Consider the following 19,456-nt stretch of genomic DNA (forward strand, 5'->3'; position numbering starts at 1 on the left):
TTTTTTGTTAAATATTTGTTGCTGCTAAAAATTCTTCCTAGTTTTACGAATGTTAACTAACAATTAAATAATTTAACCTTTTAATAATCTAAAAACAAAAACATGAAAAAACAATTACTCATGGTTCTTGCAATATCTGCTTCCCTTGGCACATTTGCACAGAATCGAAGCGCAAGAACGCGTGTTCAACTTCCTTTAAAGGAAAAGCCGGTTTCTGTTCATCAATTGAACGGAGATCCTTATCAAATTCCATTTAATACGAATTCATCCCGTGGTTATGTAGCTTCAACGCCTGTGCAAAATAAATCTGCGCAAGCGGTTACAGAAGCTGTAATTGGTAAAACTACATACGATTTACAAACCAATTCTGCTATCCTTACACATTTGATAAACCATAGCGACGGAACAGTTTCTGCTGCTTGGACAATGATTCCTGTAGGTGGTGCATCTGCTGCGCGTGGTACTGGTTACAATTACTTCGATGGTTCAAATTGGTCTCCAATTCCATCTGCACGAGTTGAACCGAATGACAGAACAGGTTTCGTGAGTATTGGAGTTACTTCAACTGGTAAAGAAATGGCTATTGGTCACTCTAGTACTGCCGGTGGAATGTTACTTACTACACGTGCTGCTAAAGGAACAGGAGCTTGGACATCTGAAGTTGCTGCTTTAGGGCAACAAGCTAACGATACTTGGGCTAAAATGGCAGTAGGCGGAGCAAATGGCCAAACTGTGCATACTATCTGGAATGGTTCTGGAACAAGTGCAACTCAATTAAACGGACAAGATGGTCCTATATTGTATTCTCGTTCAACTGATGACGGTGTAACTTTTCCAGTTTTAAGAACATTATTGGGTCCAATCGATTCTACACTTAACTTAGGTTATGGTGCAGATTGTTATTCTATGGATACTCATGGTGATACAGTTGCTATCGTTGCAGGTGAGTTTACTACAGATTTAACTTTGCTAAAATCTACAGATAACGGAACAACTTGGACAGCTACTACACTTCAAACGTTCCCAATTCCTTTTTACAACGATGCAGCAGATTCACTTCCTGACTTTGACGGAGATGGTACTTCTGATGATATCGAAGCCGCTTCAGGTGATGCTCACGTAATGTTAGATAACAATGGAATGGCGCATGTATTTTGGAGTAATATTTTAATTACTGATACTTCAGGTGCTGATCTATTAGGATATTATCCAAATGGAATTGATGGTGGTATTTTATATTGGAATGAAAGTTTTGGTGCAAATGCTCCTGATACCATTGCAAACGCTCAAGATATCAACAATGATGGAACATTCACAATTGCAACCGGAAGCCAAGGTGGTGGCCGTATGGCATTATATCGTGGAAGTATCACTCAAATGCCAACTTCCGGTATTGATGCTACTGGTAATTTATATATGTCTTACATGTCATTGTGCGAAACCTGTGATACTACTGCTTACGGAACAAGCCACAAACACGTTTATGTAAAATCATCTATGGATAATGGTGCTACTTGGTCTAACCCAGTTGATATTGATCAAGATATCGATTCAGCAGCTCAAGAATGTGCTTTTGCTTGCATGGCAAAACATGTGGATGGAAATGTGCATATCGTTTACCAACGTGATGGCGCTCCTGGACACTCTTTGTTAACCGGTAACACTACTTCAACTACTCAAGCTAGCTGGAATACAGTTGAAAGCGATATCGTTTACGCACACATACCTGTTTCAGAAGTATTAGGTGTAAAATCTGTAAACTCAACTCCATCTTCTTTTGGTTTAGCTCAAAATGCTCCAAACCCTTCTACAGGTATTACTTCAATCAACTTTACAATAGCTGATAAAGCAAAAGTAACTTTTGAAGTAACTAACATTTTAGGTAAAGTGGTATACGCAGAAGACAGAGGTACTTTAAATGCAGGTGCTTACAACATAGCATTAAACACTGAAAAATTAAGCAGCGGAGTTTACTATTATACTTTAAGAGTAAATGACGAAATGAATACTAAAAAAATGATGGTTAAATAATTTTTAATCCTAATTTAAAAAACCCTCAGGTCTTTCGATCTGAGGGTTTTTTTATGAACTAAAATAAAGTACCTTTATTCTTGCAGTATATTCTGCAAAAATTTAAACCCCTTCACATGAAAAAAACCTTACTTACAACGATTAGTGTTTTTTCCTTTCTAACACTGCTGGCGCAGTCTCCGAGAGTTAAAACAAGGTTAACTTTAGCCCCGGGTACAAAGCCGGTTCCGGTACGTGCACAAAATGGTGATCCTTATCAGATTCCATATATCAACAAATCTATTGTTGCTAATCAAGCGCAAACAAAAGTGCAAAACAGAACACAAGCAATTACCGAAGATATTATCGGTAAAACCACTTATGATTTACAAACCAATTCAGCAATTTTGAATCGTTTACTTAAACATTCGGATGGAACTATATCTGCTTCTTGGACCATAATTCCGGTTGGTGGAGCAAGTGCAGCACGTGGAACCGGTTATAATTATTTCGACGGCTCAAATTGGGAACCAATACCCTCTGCACGAATTCAGCCTACACAACGCACCGGATTTGCAAACATTGTTGTTACAGCATCAGGAAAAGAAATGGATATCTCCCATTCTAGCACTTTGCCGGGTATGTTGCTAACTTCTAGACCGGCAAAAGGTACTGGAGCATGGACAGAGAATGGACCCGCATTTGGGCAATTTGCGGACGACACATGGGCAAAAGCTATAGCGGGGGGTACAAATGGTGAAAGTGTGCATGCTATTTGGCAAGGTTCGGGTGTAAGCGCTACACCACATGATGGACAAGACGGACCACTTTATTATTCGCGTTCCTTAGATGGTGGTGCTACATGGCCCATCTTGCGCTCTTTGATTCCAGCAATAGATTCTACAAATAATCTTGGTTATGGAGGAGATGCCTATTCTATCGATTCACACGGTGATACCATTGCAATAGTAGTGGGTGATTTAACTACGGATTTAACTTTGTTAAAGTCTGTCGATAATGGTACCACATGGATACCAACCGTTTTACAAGCTTTCCCAATTCCATTTTATAACGATGTAGCCGATTCACTTCCAGATTTTAATGGCGATGGGGTTTCGGATGATTTGGAGACGCCTTCCGGAGATGCCCATGTAATGTTGGACAATAATGGAATGGCACATGTATTTTGGAGTAATGTTTTAATTCGCGATACCAGTGCTGCCGATCTATTGGGCTTTTTTCAAAATGCCTTGGATTATTTATTGTATTGGAATGAAGGATTTGCACCTGGAAGAATTGATACAGTGGCCACCCGCGAAGATTTGGATTGGGATGGAAATATCATTATTGCCAATGGAAGCCAAGGTGGAGGCAGTATGGGAAATTACAGAGGTAGTGTAACTCAAATGCCTTCGTCGGGAATTGATATTGCAGGAAATATTTATTTGGCCTATCAATCTCTTTGCGAAAATTGTGATACAACAGCATATGGCACCAGTCACAAACATGTTTTTGTGAAAGCATCTTTGGATGGTGGAAATAACTGGACACGTGCATTTGATGTGGACGAAGATGTGGATGCATTAAACCAGGAATGTGCTTTTGCTTGCATGGCAAAAAGCGTGGATAACAACATTCACCTAACCTATCAACGCGATGGCGCTCCAGGACATTCCTTATTGGCTACCACGCCCATAAATCTTGTACAAGCCAGTTGGAATACGGTTGAAAGTGATATTATTTACGCCAAAATACCGGTAATCACAGTGGGTGTAAAAGCAGCCGTTCAGCCTGCTAGCGTTGGCTTATCTCAAAATATTCCTAATCCTGCCAAGGGAATTACTAAAATCAATTTTTCTTTGAGTGAAAACGGAAAAGTTAGTTTTGAAGTGAGAAACATTTTAGGAGAAGTGGTTTATGCTGAAAATAAAGGAAACCAGATTGCCGGTAGCTCTTCTATAACCTTAAATACAAGCGAATGGAGCAGCGGTGTATACACTTATACCTTAAAAGTAAACGATCGAAAAGAGACCAAAAAATTAATGGTGGAATAATTTCATAATTGATTTTGCTTAACGCCTTGCAGGATTTCTGCAGGGCGTTTCTTTTTTCTAGTTAGCTGCTTGTCTTTCCCAAAAAATCCTGTAAGTTTGTAGATAAGAGCAACCCGGTTAAAGAAAGAATTTATGGAACAAGAGCAAGTATCGGAAAAACAGGAATTTTCATTTGAATCGTTTAAGGAATCCGTTCTCAGTGATTTTAAAATTGCCAATGAGAGTCGCGAAGCCAGTTTAATGGGACGTCGTGAAGTACTTACAGGTAAAGCAAAATTTGGAATCTTTGGCGATGGGAAAGAAGTTGCTCAATTGGCCATGGCACGGGCATTTAAGCCAGGCGATTTTAGAGCGGGTTATTACCGCGATCAAACCTTCATGTTAGCCAGTGGCTTACTTAGCATCCAGGAATTCTTTGCTCAATTGTATGCCCATCCTGATGCAAAAGCAGAACCCTCATCTGCCGGCCGCAGTATGAATGGACATTACAGTACCCGATTTTTGGATGAAAAAGGGAATTGGAAGGATTTAACCAAAACAAAAAACTCATCGTCTGATATTTCCCCAACTGCCGGTCAAATGCCACGTTTATTAGGCATGGCGCAAGCTTCCTACTTTTTCCGAAATAACCCTGAATTGAGCTCTTCCGAATTTGAAAAATTTTCGGTGAAAGGAAACGAAATAGCTTTTGGAACCATTGGTGATGCTAGTACCTCAGAAGGACTATTTTGGGAAACTATAAATGCAGCAGGTGTGTTGCAGGTTCCCATGATAATTTCAGTTTGGGATGACGGACACGGCATTTCTGTTCCTAAGAAATATCAAACTACCAAAGAAAGCATTTCCGAAATTTTAAAAGGATTTCAACGCGATGAAAATACTGCAGGTATTGAGATTCTTAAAGTAAAAGGCTGGAATTATCCTGCCCTAGTTGAAACCTACGAAAAAGCAGCAATACTTTGTCGCGACAAGCATATCCCTGTATTGATTCATGTGGAAGAAATGACTCAACCGCAAGGACACAGCACAAGTGGCTCGCACGAACGCTACAAATCAAAAGAACGTTTGCAATGGGAAGTTGATTTTGATTGTATAAAAAAAATGCGCGAATGGATGATTTCATCTGCTATTGCAACAGAAGAAGAAATTCAAATTATTGAAGAGCAAAGTAAAAAAACTGCACGAGAAAGTAAAAACAAAGCTTGGGCTGATTTTAATAACCCTATCAAAGCTGAATTAACTGCAGCTTTAGCTATGATAGAGGCTATTGCAAAAGTTAGCAATAATGCGGCTTTCATCACTAAAGTGAAAGAAGAATTGCAAGCAGTTATCGATCCGGTTAGAAGAGAAATTATTGAGCACAGCAAGCGTGTGTTGCGTATTGTTAGAAATGAAAATATTCCGGCAAAGGATGCGCTTATCAATTACTTGAGACAATCAAAAATTGATAACAGCGAACGCTATAACTCTTATCTTTTCAGCGAAAGCGAAACTTCCATTCAGCATATTTCACCTGCGCAGGTTGTATACAATGATGAAAAAATTGTGGACGGACGCGAAATTCTCAGAGATAATTTTGATGCGATTTTAGAAAAATATAAATCGGTAGTGATTTTTGGAGAAGATTCCGGTAAAATTGGCGGCGTAAATCAGGGGCTTGAAGGCTTACAAAAAAAATACGGAGAACTGCGTGTATTCGATACCGGAATACGGGAAGCTACCATACTAGGACAGGCAATTGGCTTGGCTTTGCGCGGACTGCGCCCCATTGCCGAAATTCAATACCTTGATTACTTATTGTATGCTGTTCAGATTATGAGTGATGATTTGGCCACACTTCAATACCGAACAAAAGGTGGGCAAAAAGCACCGGTAATTATTCGCACACGAGGGCATCGTTTCGAAGGGATTTGGCACAGTGGTTCGCCTATGGGTATGATCATTAATGCGCTCAGAGGAATGCATATTTGTGTACCGCGCAACATGACACAGGCGGCAGCATTTTACAATGCCTTGCTTACCGCAGATGAGCCTGCAATTGTTATTGAGCCTTTGATGTGCTATCGAATGAAAGAAAAAATGCCGTCGAATGTAGGCGAATTTAAATTACAATTAGGTATACCGGAAATCCTTAAAGCCGGTGAAGATGTTACTGTTATTACCTACGGTTATAATTGTCACATTGCCGTCGATACAGCAAAAATGTTGCAGGAAGTCGGTATTTCCATTGAAGTAATAGATGTGCAAACCTTATTGCCGTTTGATGTACACCATTCCATTGTGGAATCCATTAAAAAAACTAATCGTGTTATTTTCTTTGATGAAGATGTAAGTGGCGGTGCTACCGGATTTATGATGCAAAAAGTCCTCGAAGAACAAGGAGCGTATAAGTTTTTAGATGCTGAACCCAAAACACTTTCAGCAAAAGACCATCGTCCTCCTTATGGTTCGGATGGAAATTATTTTTCAAAACCAAGTGCCGACGACTTATTTGATATGGTGTATGCCTTAATTCAAGAAGCAAAACCGGGTGCCTTTAAAAACATTTACTAAGAAGTATTTTATCTGTTTTTAACCGCGGAGAATCGCAAAGAAGGCGCTAAGAACGCAGAGATAAATTTGTAAAGGATTTGATCTTTTCCATTAAGTACTGCCTTTAAAATACTTCGCAAACAAATCCGCTTAAATCATAACCATCAGCGTTATCCGCGTTCTATTTTTTAAGCTGATAAGAAGTACGATTTTTTATTGATTTAATGCTAAATGCAAATAACGAGCCTTGCTACTCTTGTATTATAAAAGTCCAGCGTCCCAGCGCTCATGCGGTTTTACCACTTTTATACTTTTTCAGGATTAATTTTCAAATGTGTATTTGCCAAATTGTAACGCAAAGAATCGCAAAGAAGGCGCAAAGCGCGCTGAGTGAACTTTAAATTTATTGTAAAATATCTGCGCTCTCCGCGTCTCCTCTGCGTCCCCTGCGGTTAAACACCTACTACAATTATACTTTTGTATTCAAAGAATCTTAGTTCGAATCTATCCGGGCAACCGTTAAAACCCCGTTTACCTTTTTAAGTTTTTTCATTAACTCAGTAAGGTGATTGGTATCGTTAACAAATACCATGATCGTGCCTTCAAATATGCCATCATTGGTATCAAAACTGATGGAACGCATGTTTACGTTTAGTTCGTTTGAAATTATTTTAGTGATATTATTTACAATTCCCACAGCATCACTTCCCATAATTTTAATCCCGGCAAGGAAAGAAATTTTATCTGAATCGGTCCACTTCGCTTTTACAATACGATACGCGTAATTGCTCATTAATTGAATGGCGTTAGGGCAATTGGCACGGTGAATTTTTATACCTTCGTTAATGGTCACAAATCCAAACACATCATCCCCATTAATGGGATTGCAACAAGCGGCAAGTTTGTAATCAATTTTTTGCAAGTCCTCCCCTATTACCAGCATGTTGTTGCTTCCACGCGCTTTGGTAATTAGTTCTTCGAATTCTTTGGCGTCCGATTTTTTGCTTGATTTTGCCTTGTGTTTTAAGGAACCATCTTCCTTTACAAAATCTTTAAGTAATTTTAAATTCACCGCACCAATTGCAATGCGGTAATACAAATCAAGAATAGAAGGGGCTTTAAAAAAATCGACTAAAAGGTTAAGACTTTCATTATTTAAAGTCACTTTCATCGCATGCAATTTGCGTGTAAGTGTTTCTTTTCCGTCTGTTGCCAGCTTTCTCTTTTCTTCCTTAAGGGATGCTTTAATTTTAGATTTGGCACGTGCGGTAACCACAAAATGCAACCAATCTTCTTTTGGCTTTTGTTTCTGCGATGTAAGCACTTCCACCTGATCACCACTCTTAAGCGGATGACTTAATGGAACTAACCTATTTGATACTTTTGCACCAATACATTTTTCACCAATGTGGGAATGAATTTCATACGCAAAATCCAATGCAGTTGAACCTGCCGGAAGCTTTATTAATGCACCCTTTGGAGTAAACACAAAAATTTCTTCGGCAAATAAATTCAGTTTAAAATCATCAATAAAATCCATCGCATTGGTCTCCGGATTTTCGAGCATTTCGCGTACCTTGTTAATCCAGGCATCCAATGCATTTTCGGAAGCCGACTCTTTGTATTTCCAATGTGCAGCATAACCCATTTCAGCAATATCATCCATACGCTCTGTACGGATTTGCACTTCAACCCATTTACCTTCAAGTCCCATCACCGTGGTGTGGAGTGACTCGTAGCCATTTGCCTTGGGTGTCGAAATCCAATCGCGCAAACGATCCGGACTGGGATGATAATAATCGGTAACAATAGAATACACCCGCCAACAATCCGATTTTTCTTGCTCAAGGGGTGTGCGAATAATAACCCGAATGGCAAAAATATCATACACCTCTTCAAATGGGATATTCTGTTTCTTCATCTTTTGATAGATGGAAAAAATAGATTTGGAACGCCCTTTTATGTCAAAATTAAAACCTTGTTCGGTTAAGGTATTGATGATGGGAAGGCTGAATTTATTGATGTAGCGCGTTCTTTCCTTTTGAGTTTCTTGTAATTTTTGACTGATTAAATTGTAAGAATCGGGTTCGGTAAATTTCAAACCCAGGTCTTCCATTTCAGTCTTAATGGCATTTAAACCAAGTCGGTGTGCAAGTGGCGCATATAAATAAAGTGTTTCTGATGCAATTTTTATTTGCTTGTCGCGTGCCATGCTATCAAGGGTGCGCATGTTGTGCAAGCGGTCAGCAAGTTTGATTAATATTACACGAATGTCGTCACTTAAGGTGAGCAACATTTTTCTAAAATTCTCGGCTTGCAAGGAAGAAGTTTGATCGAACACACCTGAAATTTTAGTGAGTCCATCAATAATTTTCATGATTTTCTCACCGAACATTCCTTTAATGTCTTCCAAAGAAATATCAGTATCCTCAACTGTATCGTGAAGTAATGCACAAACAATGGCAGTAGTTCCTAAACCAATTTCGCTCACAGCAATTTGCGCGACAGCAATTGGATGGTAGATATATGGTTCACCGGATTTTCGGCGCATGTCTTTGTGTGCATCCACAGCAAGTTCAAATGCTTTACGAATAATTACCTTATCCCCTTTCTCCATGCGGGATGCATTGGATTTTAATAAGGTACGGTAACGTTTTAAAATTTCCTTTTTTTCGGCTACGAGATCTATTGTTGGGGTATCCATCAGTTGGATTGCGTGTTTTTAGTTCAGGTTACGAAGCTAAAAAAAATTGCGCTTTTGTTTAAGGTTTAAAACCGATTCTTTTACGGGGAGGTTGTGGTGGATTTAATAATTGCTTTAAGGCTTCAAAAATAAGGTGAATGTCTTCTTCGTTTTTGTTTGTTTTGCTTTCTAATTGTTCCAGCTTTAGTAACACATCTTTATGCGTAGAAAGAATTTCGCGCATCTTTGTAAAAAGCCGTATAATCCGAATGTTTACTTCAATAGCTTGTTTGCTGTTTAAAACACTTGATAACATGGCAACACCTTGTTCAGTAAAACAAAATGGTGCATGACGAAGTCCCATTTTATCAGAAAAATTGGAGGACGCAAATTGTGACCTCCAATTGTCAAATTCCTCCTTGCTCATCTCAAACATGAAATCTTCAGGGAAACGCTCTATATTTCTTCTTACAGCTTCTTTTAGTCTTTTGGTTTCAATACCATACAACTCTCCAAGATCACGGTCAAGCATCACTTTTTGCCCACGCATTAAGTATATTTTGGTGAGAATAATTTCGTCTGGGAGTGATAAATTTTTGCTCAAATTAACAATAATGAAAAAGTAATACGCTCAATTTTTATTGCCTAACAGGAACAATTTATTTACAATACTCATCCGCCACTGCAATCCCTTTCGAAATTATATCCAAACCTTCATCCATTTCGGCTTTTGTAATACAGAGAGGTGGTGCAGTAAAAATGTAATTCCATCGCACGAAAGTGAATAAACCTAGCTCCGTTAATTTAGCCGCTACTTTATTCATAATTTCCATTTCGGCTGGACCTGCATTCCAGGGAGCCATTGGTTCTTTGGTTTTACGATTTTTAACTAATTCTATACATCCTAATAATCCGGTATTTCTATAATCACCAATGCTAGGATGTTTTTGTTTCAATTTCTCCACTTCCGCATCCATGTATCGTCCCATGTTGGCTGCATTTTCAATCAGGTTTTCGTCTTCGTAAATTTTCAAGACTTCTACTGCAGCAGCGCAAGCCACCACATGCGCTGAATAAGTTAATCCCAATGGAAGTGGTTTGTCGTTGAAGGCGCTAATTATTTCTTCCTTGATAATCATCCCGCCAAGGGGAATATAGCCACAAGTAAGGCCTTTGGCAAAGCACATAATATCGGGTACCACCCCATGATGATCCACCCCAAACCATTTACCGGTACGGCCAAAACCACTCATAACCTCATCACAAATTAATAAGATGCCATATTTATCGGCAATTTCACGCACCCTTTTCCAATAGCCAACAGGATACTTAATACATCCACTAGAACCGCTTTCGCCTTCCATTAAAATGGCAGCAACTGTTTGCGGCCCTTCATATTTAATTACACGCTCCATGTGATTGGCGGCATTTTCGGCGCACTCTTCAGGTGTTTCACTGTTCCATGGGCAGCGGTAAAAAAATGGATTTTCAACATGAATAAAATTTCCGGGTTGTTGTGCGTCATGCGGAAGTTTGCGCGGGTCGCCGCCCACCGCCATTGCACCATATGATGCACCATGATAGCTTTGGTAAAGCGAAACAATTTTATGGCGTCCGGTATAAAGTCGGGCAAATTTTACTGCATTCTCAATGGCTTCGGCACCGGCATTGGTGAAAAAAGTTTTTTTCAAAGAGCCCGGAGTTATCTCGGCTAATTTTTTCCCCAACAATCCACGTGCTTCCGAAACCATTCCAGGATGTACAAAACTCAGCTCTTGCATTTGGCGCGTTACGGCTTCCGTTACCCGTTGATGCCCATGCCCAATGTTCATGTTCATGAGTTGAGACGAAAAATCAATTATCTTTTTTCCGCTTCGGTCGTAAATGTAAACACCCTTTGCAGACTTAATATTTAAAGGATTTAACCCGGCTTGTTTGCTCCAGGAAAATATGGTGTAATCGAGGTTGTTTTTTAGAATTTCTTCTTTTTCGGAGATTGATAATGTCGCTTCCATAGTTAGATTTAGTATTGAACGCAGATTATTAAGATGATTAGGATTTTTTATGATTTAAATCTGCGTAGATCATAACCATCATAAAAAATCAGCGTGCTATTTTTAACTCATCCAATTGGTTTTAGATTCCGGATTCCATTTAGTGGTAATTTTTTTCAATTTGGTCCAGAATTCAATGGAGCTTTTTCCGGTGATGTCGCCTACTCCAAATTTACTTTCATTCCAACCACCAAAAGAAAAAGGTTCACGGGGAACAGGAACGCCAATGTTTACGCCAATCATACCGGCACTTGCATTTTCCATTACGTAACGTGCTGTTCCTCCACTTTGAGTGAATACAGCAGCTGCATTTCCATACGGATTAGCATTTTCAATGGCTAAAGCTTCATCAATATCTTTTGCACGGATTATAGAAATTACCGGTCCAAAAATTTCTTCTTTGGCTACACTCATATCCGGCTTAACAAAATCGATTACCGTTGGTCCAACATAAAATCCTCCTTCTTTGCCTTTCACAACTGTCTTTCTTCCATCCACCAAAATTTTTGCACCTTGCGCTTCGGCTTCATCAATGTATTTTTCGATGCGCTCTTTGGCTGCTTTAGAAATTACCGAACCTAGGTTAACGCCTGGAATAACTTTTTTAGCATCCTCACAAATTTGATTGATGATGTGGTCTACCGGTCCAACAGCAACCATCGCAGAAGCTGCCATACAACGTTGTCCGGCACATCCGCTCATACTTGCAGTTACGTTACTTGCGGTCATTGCAGTATGTGCATCGGGCATAACAATTAAATGGTTTTTTGCACCACCCAAAGCAAGCGCGCGTTTAAAATTGGACGTAGAGCGGGCATAAACTAGTTTAGCAACTTTAGTAGAACCCACAAATGAAACGGCATCAATTCCGGGATGATCACAAATGGCTTCCACAATTTCTCTATCGCCATTTACAATATTCAACACCCCATCCGGAAGACCTGCTTCTTTGAGCAATTCAGCTAATCGAATACAGCTTAATGGAACTATTTCTGATGGTTTTAATATCATGGCATTTCCTAAAGCAATTGCATTTGGAATAGTCCAATTGGGAACCATGTTTGGAAAATTGAAAGGAGCAATACATGCAACAACTCCTAGTGGAAAATGCTCCACACGGCATTCAACCCCTTTGCTTACTTCAAGCAATTCACCTGAAATTAATTGTGGTAAAGAGCAGGCAAACTCAGTTAATTCAACACTTTTATCCACTTCGGCATAGGCCTCATCCTTGGTTTTCCCGTTTTCGATGTGCACCAATTCCGCTAATTCATCGCGGTGCCTTTCTAATAAGGTTTTATATTTAAAAAATACTTGAACGCGTTCTTTAATGGGCACTTTACTCCAGGTAGCGAATGCTAATTTTGCATTTTCAACTGCCTTATCCAAATCGCTTTGGTTGCTCATTACTACTGTAGATATTACTGTTCCATCAAGTGGACTTAACACTTCCATAGTGCGGGTTGAAGAAGAATTTACAGACTTACCGCCAACATAATTTTTTACTTCAGGGTATTTTAATTTTATCGTTTCCATCATTTATTTTTTAGTAAAATCACTAATTACAAACTTAGCGCTTGTTTTGTTGAATGACAAGTATTTGTTGGGATATTTTAAACCCCAAATAAATTTGCATTGCAAACTTATTGTCCCCCGCCGGCAGGGGACAATACGAAATGAACTTAATTTAATTTTAGTTGTTTAAACAATGTTTGGTAACTTTATCGTCCCCAAATGCACTCCATAATGTCAGGATATAGATTTTCAAAGCACAAACCTAAGCCCGATCAAACGCCCTTTGAACGGCTGTTTGATATTTTTAAAGAGTTACTTGTACACACCAATGGCGATGCAAACGAAGCATTGAGTTGGCTTACCGAGTTGGATAAAAAATACAAACTCACCGATACGGATTATGGAATGGGTGATTTTATTAATGATTTAAAAAAACGGGGTTATTTGAATGAAGATAAGACTGGAGGCTCTTTTACTATGTCTTCTAAAATGGAGCAAAGCATTCGTCAATCTTCCCTTGACCAAATTTTCGGAAAATTAAAAAAATCAAAAAGTGGGAATCACAAAACTACTTTTACCGGCAAGGGTGATGAGCCGAGCAGTGATCGAAGAGCGTTTCAGTTTGGCGATGCTTTAGAGCAAATATCCATGACGGATTCCTTGCGCAATGCGCAGATAAATCATGGTACAGAAGATTTTCATTTAACAGAAAATGATTTGGAAATTGTGGAGAGTGAGCATAAGAGTCAAACATCGACTGTACTTATGATTGACATTTCGCACTCCATGATTTTATATGGTGAAGACAGAATTACACCGGCAAAAAAAGTCGCCATGGCTTTATCTGAGCTTATCACAACACGCTATCCCAAAGATACATTAGATATTATTGTTTTTGGAAATGATGCTTGGCTAGTTCAGATAAAAGATTTACCTTACCTTCAGGTAGGACCTTATCATACCAATACTGTAGCGGGTTTGGAGTTGGCGATGGATATTCTACGCAGGAAGAAAAATCCGAACAAGCAAATTTTTATGATTACAGATGGTAAACCCAGTTGCTTAAAAGAAGGTGATGGATACTATCAAAACAGTTTTGGATTAGATCGAAAAATTGTGAACAAAACCTTGAATGCAGCAGCAGCTTGTAAGCGCTTAAAGATCCAAATCACCACGTTCATGATTGCCAAAGATCCTTACCTACAGCAGTTTGTAGAGGAGTTTACAGAAACAAATCAAGGAAAAGCTTTTTATACCAGTTTGAAAGGATTGGGCGAATATATTTTTGAAGATTATACTCGAAATCGAAGAAAGACAGTACGTTAATGATGGTTACTTATAAACAAATCAATACGAATTTACGAAAAAGTCTGATCGTAACGGAAAAACGAATTTAACTGAATTTATGGATACAATAAAGTATTAATAAAGGAACAATTATAGAATTATACCAAATCAAATCTTTGTACTTTGTACTCACTACTTTGTACGCATTACACAATACTAAAATATGACAAAAGCAAAAACACTTGGAGAGTTAAAGAAATCGGGATATACGTACAAAACGATAAAGCAAGAATTAAGAGCCAATTTGATTGATAAATTGCAGAAACACATTCCCATTTTTGATGGAATTGTAGGCTACGAGGATTCGGTTATTCCGGATATTGAACGGGCAATTTTATCGCAACACAATATTAACCTGTTGGGATTAAGGGGACAAGCGAAGACACGTATTGCTCGACTCATGGTGAATTTATTAGATGAATATGTCCCAATAATTAAAGGTTCAGAACTAAACGATGATCCTTTAAAACCATTATCTCGGTTTGCCTTAGATTTAATTTCAGAACAAGGCGATGCTACTCCTATTGATTGGCTGCACCGGTCAGATAGATATGCTGAAAAGTTAGCCACCCCTGATGTTTCTGTAGCCGATTTAATAGGCGATGTGGATCCGATTAAAGCGGCCAATTTGAAATTAAATTATTCGGATGAACGTGTTTTGCACTTTGGCATCATTCCGCGTAGTAATCGCTGCATTTTTGTAATCAATGAATTACCCGATTTACAGGCACGCATACAAGTTTCATTATTCAATATTTTGCAAGAAGGAGATATTCAAATTAGAGGTTTTAAATTACGCTTGCCCTTGGATATCCAATTTGTATTTACCGCAAATCCTGAAGATTACACCAATCGCGGAAGCATAGTTACCCCGCTGAAAGACCGTATTGGAAGCCAAATTTTAACGCATTATCCAAAGGATGTAGCCACTGCAAAAACAATCACCATGCAGGAAGCAAAGCTTTCGGAGAGTCAAAAAAATCGAGTAAAAGTGAGTGACTTAGCCCTGAATATTTTAGAGCAAATCGGCTTTGAAGCGCGCAAAAGTGAATATGTCGATTCTAAAAGTGGTGTCTCAGCCCGTTTAAGCATTTCCGCTTACGAAAATCTGGTGAGTGCTGCCGAAAGAAGAGCTTTGATAAATGATGAAAAATTCACTTCGGTAAGGCTTACTGATTTTAATGGAGTTATTCCGGCCATCACCGGAAAGGTAGAACTGGTATATGAAGGAGAACAAGAGGGAGCTTATATTGTTGCGCAACATTTAATTGGAAAAGCTGTACGCTCCTTATTTACCAGCCTTTTCCCATCGCCGGAAAAATTAAAGAAAAAATCCGATGAAAATCCATATCAACTCATAATGGATTGGTTTGCCATTGGGAATGAACTGGATTTATTGAGCGATATCAGCGACAAAGAATATTCAGATTTATTGATGCGCGTGGATGGTTTGAAAAAATTGGTAGAAAAATACCAACCCGGAATTAAAGGTGCTGAATTGCTATTTATGATGGAGTTTGTATTGCATGGCTTAAGCGAATTTTCGAAGCTGAGCAAAAATCCGCTTGAAACGGGATTGCGATTTAAAGATATGTTCAGTTCGGTATTTAATATGGATGATTTGGAAGAGGAGGGCAAATAAAGCTATACGACAATATTCTGCTTCGCTTAAATATCGGAATCAAACAAATGTTCGTTTGATACAAAAATACTTGAAAATCCAACAACTGCGCCACCAATAGCTTGTTCAATCATTTGCCAACCGCAATCAAACATAATGTTGCCCAATGACATGGTTCGGGTAAATGATACACCAATTACAAGGGTAATCATGTATAGTGCAAAACCAAAAGCTGCTCCTACAACCAAGCCTTTTTGCAGTGGTTGCTTTTTCATACTATCCAATTTGGGGTGTGAATAAACAACCGCAATACCCATAGATATGATGAGGTAAACCAATATTGCAATTACAAAGAAAACCTGTTTAGGGTAATTTAATTGTGAAAAATCATTTAGAAATATTCCATGCCACAAATACGAAAGTGAGAACATCACTATACCCGACAATATCCATGAAATAAAAAAACGTTTAGTAAGCATCGACTTCATATTCAAAGCTTTAGATTAAACTGAGCTTTATCTAGAGTGCAAAAGTAATATTTTTTAGCGAGTTGAACTTTTTTTTCGATGGATAACAGGAATATTCGATAATGGAATTTTTGTTACTTTCGCTTTGATTCAAAACCATAAATCTGCCTAAAAATAAGGCATAAATACTCTTTTATGTTAAATCATCTTCCCAATATTAGCCATACCCAATCAGGTAACTTTTTTTTAATAGCCGGACCTTGCGTGGTTGAAAACGAAAGCGTTGTTTTTGAAATTGGTAGGAAAGTAAAATCCATTTGTGATCAACTCGAAATTCCCTACATTTTTAAGGCCTCCTATCGCAAAGCCAACCGGTCTAGAATTGATTCTTTTACCGGAATTGGAGATCAAAAAGCACTTGAACTTATTGCCAAAGTTGGGAAAGAATTAGCAGTACCTACTTTAACTGATATCCATACTGAACAGGAAGCAGCATTAGCCGCAAAATATGTAGACGTGCTGCAAATTCCTGCATTCCTTTGCCGTCAAACCGAATTGTTAATTGCAGCAGCAAAAACCGGTAAAACAGTAAACATCAAAAAAGGTCAATTTCTTGCTCCCGAATCCATGAAATTTGGAGTGGATAAGGTACGTCAGTCCGGAAATGAACATGTTTGGCTTACCGAACGCGGAGCTATGTTTGGCTATCAGGATATGATTGTTGATTTTAGAGGCATTCCTGAAATGCAAAAAAATAATGTTCCTGTGATATTAGATGTAACACACAGTTTGCAACAACCCAATCAAACAAGCGGAGTTACCGGTGGAAAACCTGAGCTAATTGCTACTATTGCAAAAGCCGGTATCGCAGTGGGTGCAGATGGAATTTTTATTGAAACCCATCCCCGACCGGCAGAAGCACTTTCAGATGGCGCCAATATGCTTCCTTTAGATAAATTGGAAAACCTATTAATTCAGCTCATAAAAATCCGAAAAGCACTTCTTTAATGAAGAATCTTTCACACAAAGTTGTATGGATAACCGGTGCTTCTTCAGGAATTGGTGAAGCTTTGTGTTATGAATTTGGAAAACTCGAATGTAAATTGGTGTTGAGTGCCAGAAGAATTGAAGAACTCGAACGGGTAAAAAACAATTGCCCCGAAAACCTGCATAACATTTTGTTATTGCCATTCGATTTATCCGACGCCGCTAACATCAATGGCCTCGCTGAAAAAGTAATACAACACTTCGGTAAAATTGATATCCTTATCAATAATGGGGGTGTTAGTCAACGTGCCTGGGCTAAAGACACTTCCCTTGAAGTGGACCGGCTCTTATTTGAAACCAATTATTTCTCCACCATTGCACTAACGAAAAGCGTACTTCCATACATGATTGCTCAAAACTCAGGATACTTGGTTGCCACGAGCAGTGTAGCCGGAAAATATGGCTTTTTCCTAAGAAGCTCTTACGCAGCTACTAAACATGCGCTTCATGGCTTTTTTGAGTCGCTTCGTTTTGAAGTCATAGCAAACAATATTAAAGTTTCATTAATTTGTCCCGGTAAAATAAAAACTAATATTTCAATTAATGCCTTAACCGGCAAAGGTGAAAAATTTGGTAAGATGGATGAAAGCACAGCAAATGGTGTAAGTGCAGAAGATTGTGCAAAAAAAATTATCGCAGGGATGCACCGCGAAAAAGAGGAAATATTTATTGGAGGAAAAGAAATTCTTCCCGTTTACATTAAGCGCTTTTTTCCGGGTTTGTTTACTTGGATTATGAAAAGGCAAAAAATTGAATGAATTATTGATTAGCCGATTAGCTGATTAGCTGATAAGCTGATTTGCTGATTTGCTGATTTTTAAAATTTGGAGAAATGTTGATTTATTGATTGAAACTCTTACTCACAATTAACAAGTTGCCAAATAACAAATTAAAATGAATCCTTAACTACTATAATTGCAGTAATTAACCTACAACATTTGAACTATTCTTAATACTTTGTACTCTGTACTTTGTACTCAATACTCAATACTCAATACTAAAATCTCAATACTATAAAATATGAAACAAAACATAATTGGTGTACAGCAAGTGGGGGTTGGAATTCCGGATGTGCAGAAAGCATGGGAGTTTTACCGCAAAAATTTCGGAATGGATATTCCGGTATTTCAAGATAGCGCTGAAGCAAAATTGATGACACGTTATACCGGCGGTGTAGTGCACGCGCGGAGTGCTATTATGGCCATAAACTTGCAAGGTGGCAGTGGCCTTGAAATATGGCAGTTTACCAGCAGAACTACCGATCCTGCAAAATTTGAAATACAATTAGGCGATCATGGGATTTTTATTACCCGAATCAAATGTAAAAATGTGGAGGAAACCTATGCTCTTTTTAAAAGTCAGAATTTGGATTTAATTGGAGGACTTAAGAAAGACCCATCAGGAAGCACCTATTTTTTAGTAAAAGATTATTTTGGAAATATTTTTCAAGTGGTGCCGGGATATGAATGGTTTCGAAAAGAAAAGCATTTAACCGGGGGAGTTTGCGGAGCTCATATTGGGGTAAGCAACATGGAACGCGCCATGAAGTTTTACGGTGAACTCTTGGGTTACGATAAAGTGATTTATGATAGTACAGGAGTTTTTGAGGATTGGGCAGATGTGCCGGGAGGAAAGCATAAATTCAGAAGAGTATTGCTTTCACGCACCGTTGAAAATTCAGGAACTTTTAGTCGTTTGTTAGGCTCTAGCCAGATTGAATTGGTGCAGGTGCTTGACCGTCCTGCACGCAAAATATTTGAAAACCGATTCTGGGGAGATGCCGGATTTATACATTTCAGTTTTGATGTGCGCGACATGAAAGAATTGGAAAAAAACTTTGCAGCACACGGTTATCCATTTACCATCGATAGCAATACTTCTTTTGATATGGGGGAAGCAGCCGGACATTTCAGCTACATAGAAGATCCCGACGGCACACTCATTGAATTTGTAGAAACATACCGCATTCCCATTTTAAAGAAAATTGGTTGGTACCTTAATGTTTCTAAACGCGATCAAAACAAGCCGCTTCCGGATTGGATGCTCAAATCGTTGAAATTTAGCAGGAAGAAAGATTAAGCGGGGTAAATCAATTACAGTTGAAAATTATAGTAATTGTATGCTCA

At 38.6% G+C, this 19,456-nt stretch carries 13 protein-coding genes; 8 read left to right on the top strand and 5 right to left on the bottom strand.

Annotated elements, in window-relative coordinates; translation table 11 throughout:
* Positions 1-102 precede the first annotated feature (102 nt).
* The 3 genes from IPP32_14695 (at position 103) to IPP32_14705 (ending at position 6,617) form a co-directional block, all read left to right on the top strand.
* Complete coding sequence (locus IPP32_14695; GenBank protein MBL0049331.1) at positions 103-2,031, top strand: T9SS type A sorting domain-containing protein; 1,929 nt, start codon at positions 103-105, stop codon at positions 2,029-2,031.
* A 116-nt stretch (positions 2,032-2,147) separates the two neighbouring features.
* A complete protein-coding gene (locus tag IPP32_14700) occupies positions 2,148-4,064 on the top strand; it encodes a T9SS type A sorting domain-containing protein (GenBank protein MBL0049332.1) in 1,917 nt (638 codons plus the stop codon).
* Positions 4,065-4,196: 132 nt separating this feature from the next.
* Positions 4,197-6,617, top strand: coding sequence for a transketolase (locus tag IPP32_14705; GenBank protein MBL0049333.1), 2,421 nt, complete (start codon positions 4,197-4,199; stop codon positions 6,615-6,617).
* 472 nt (positions 6,618-7,089) lie between these two features.
* On the opposite strand, the gene IPP32_14710 is transcribed toward IPP32_14705, so the two are convergent.
* From IPP32_14710 to IPP32_14725, 4 genes are all read right to left on the bottom strand, one after another.
* Positions 7,090-9,300, bottom strand: coding sequence for a bifunctional (p)ppGpp synthetase/guanosine-3',5'-bis(diphosphate) 3'-pyrophosphohydrolase (locus IPP32_14710; GenBank protein MBL0049334.1), 2,211 nt, complete (start codon positions 9,298-9,300; stop codon positions 7,090-7,092).
* Positions 9,301-9,358: 58 nt separating this feature from the next.
* A complete protein-coding gene (locus tag IPP32_14715) occupies positions 9,359-9,829 on the bottom strand; it encodes an ORF6N domain-containing protein (protein MBL0049335.1) in 471 nt (156 codons plus the stop codon).
* A gap of 109 nt (positions 9,830-9,938) precedes the next feature.
* Positions 9,939-11,294 (bottom strand): aminotransferase class III-fold pyridoxal phosphate-dependent enzyme, encoded by a 1,356-nt coding sequence (locus tag IPP32_14720; protein MBL0049336.1) that lies wholly within the window; start codon positions 11,292-11,294, stop codon positions 9,939-9,941.
* Between the two features lie 102 nt (positions 11,295-11,396).
* Positions 11,397-12,869, bottom strand: a complete 1,473-nt coding sequence (locus IPP32_14725; GenBank protein ID MBL0049337.1) for a CoA-acylating methylmalonate-semialdehyde dehydrogenase — start codon at positions 12,867-12,869, stop codon at positions 11,397-11,399.
* Between the two features lie 210 nt (positions 12,870-13,079).
* Here IPP32_14725 and IPP32_14730 point away from each other — a divergent pair, with 210 nt between their 5' ends.
* Both IPP32_14730 and IPP32_14735 read left to right on the top strand, forming a co-directional pair.
* A complete protein-coding gene (locus IPP32_14730) occupies positions 13,080-14,174 on the top strand; it encodes a hypothetical protein (GenBank protein MBL0049338.1) in 1,095 nt (364 codons plus the stop codon).
* 184 nt (positions 14,175-14,358) lie between these two features.
* Positions 14,359-15,837, top strand: coding sequence for a magnesium chelatase (locus tag IPP32_14735; GenBank protein MBL0049339.1), 1,479 nt, complete (start codon positions 14,359-14,361; stop codon positions 15,835-15,837).
* Between the two features lie 26 nt (positions 15,838-15,863).
* On the opposite strand, the gene IPP32_14740 is transcribed toward IPP32_14735, so the two are convergent.
* Positions 15,864-16,304, bottom strand: a complete 441-nt coding sequence (locus IPP32_14740; protein ID MBL0049340.1) for a DUF2177 family protein — start codon at positions 16,302-16,304, stop codon at positions 15,864-15,866.
* A 174-nt stretch (positions 16,305-16,478) separates the two neighbouring features.
* Between IPP32_14740 and kdsA the strand changes: the two genes are divergently transcribed.
* From kdsA to IPP32_14755, 3 genes are all read left to right on the top strand, one after another.
* A complete protein-coding gene (gene kdsA, locus IPP32_14745) occupies positions 16,479-17,291 on the top strand; it encodes a 3-deoxy-8-phosphooctulonate synthase (GenBank protein MBL0049341.1) in 813 nt (270 codons plus the stop codon).
* The gene (locus IPP32_14750) at positions 17,291-18,088 is read left to right on the top strand and encodes an SDR family oxidoreductase (protein MBL0049342.1); all 798 of its coding nucleotides are present in this window, start codon (positions 17,291-17,293) and stop codon (positions 18,086-18,088) included. Before kdsA ends, IPP32_14750 begins: the two co-directional genes overlap by 1 nt.
* Before the next feature lie 262 nt (positions 18,089-18,350).
* Positions 18,351-19,409, top strand: coding sequence for a VOC family protein (locus tag IPP32_14755; protein MBL0049343.1), 1,059 nt, complete (start codon positions 18,351-18,353; stop codon positions 19,407-19,409).
* Positions 19,410-19,456: the final 47 nt, after the last annotated feature.

The organism is Bacteroidota bacterium (genome assembly GCA_016721765.1).
In the GTDB taxonomy this organism is placed as follows: Bacteria; Bacteroidota; Bacteroidia; order UBA4408; family UBA4408; genus UBA4408.

Bases quoted from the DNA above. Each gene is read 5' to 3' on its own strand.
- IPP32_14695 (MBL0049331.1), top strand. From the start codon at position 103: ATGAAAAAACAATTACTCATGGTTCTTGCAATATCTGCTTCCCTTGGC.
- IPP32_14700 (MBL0049332.1), top strand. From the start codon at position 2,148: ATGAAAAAAACCTTACTTACAACGATTAGTGTTTTTTCCTTTCTAACA.
- IPP32_14705 (MBL0049333.1), top strand. From the start codon at position 4,197: ATGGAACAAGAGCAAGTATCGGAAAAACAGGAATTTTCATTTGAATCG.
- IPP32_14710 (MBL0049334.1), bottom strand. From the start codon at position 9,300: ATGGATACCCCAACAATAGATCTCGTAGCCGAAAAAAAGGAAATTTTA.
- IPP32_14715 (MBL0049335.1), bottom strand. From the start codon at position 9,829: ATGCGTGGGCAAAAAGTGATGCTTGACCGTGATCTTGGAGAGTTGTAT.
- IPP32_14720 (MBL0049336.1), bottom strand. From the start codon at position 11,294: ATGGAAGCGACATTATCAATCTCCGAAAAAGAAGAAATTCTAAAAAAC.
- IPP32_14725 (MBL0049337.1), bottom strand. From the start codon at position 12,869: ATGGAAACGATAAAATTAAAATACCCTGAAGTAAAAAATTATGTTGGC.
- IPP32_14730 (MBL0049338.1), top strand. From the start codon at position 13,080: ATGTCAGGATATAGATTTTCAAAGCACAAACCTAAGCCCGATCAAACG.
- IPP32_14735 (MBL0049339.1), top strand. From the start codon at position 14,359: ATGACAAAAGCAAAAACACTTGGAGAGTTAAAGAAATCGGGATATACG.
- IPP32_14740 (MBL0049340.1), bottom strand. From the start codon at position 16,304: ATGAAGTCGATGCTTACTAAACGTTTTTTTATTTCATGGATATTGTCG.
- kdsA (MBL0049341.1), top strand. From the start codon at position 16,479: ATGTTAAATCATCTTCCCAATATTAGCCATACCCAATCAGGTAACTTT.
- IPP32_14750 (MBL0049342.1), top strand. From the start codon at position 17,291: ATGAAGAATCTTTCACACAAAGTTGTATGGATAACCGGTGCTTCTTCA.
- IPP32_14755 (MBL0049343.1), top strand. From the start codon at position 18,351: ATGAAACAAAACATAATTGGTGTACAGCAAGTGGGGGTTGGAATTCCG.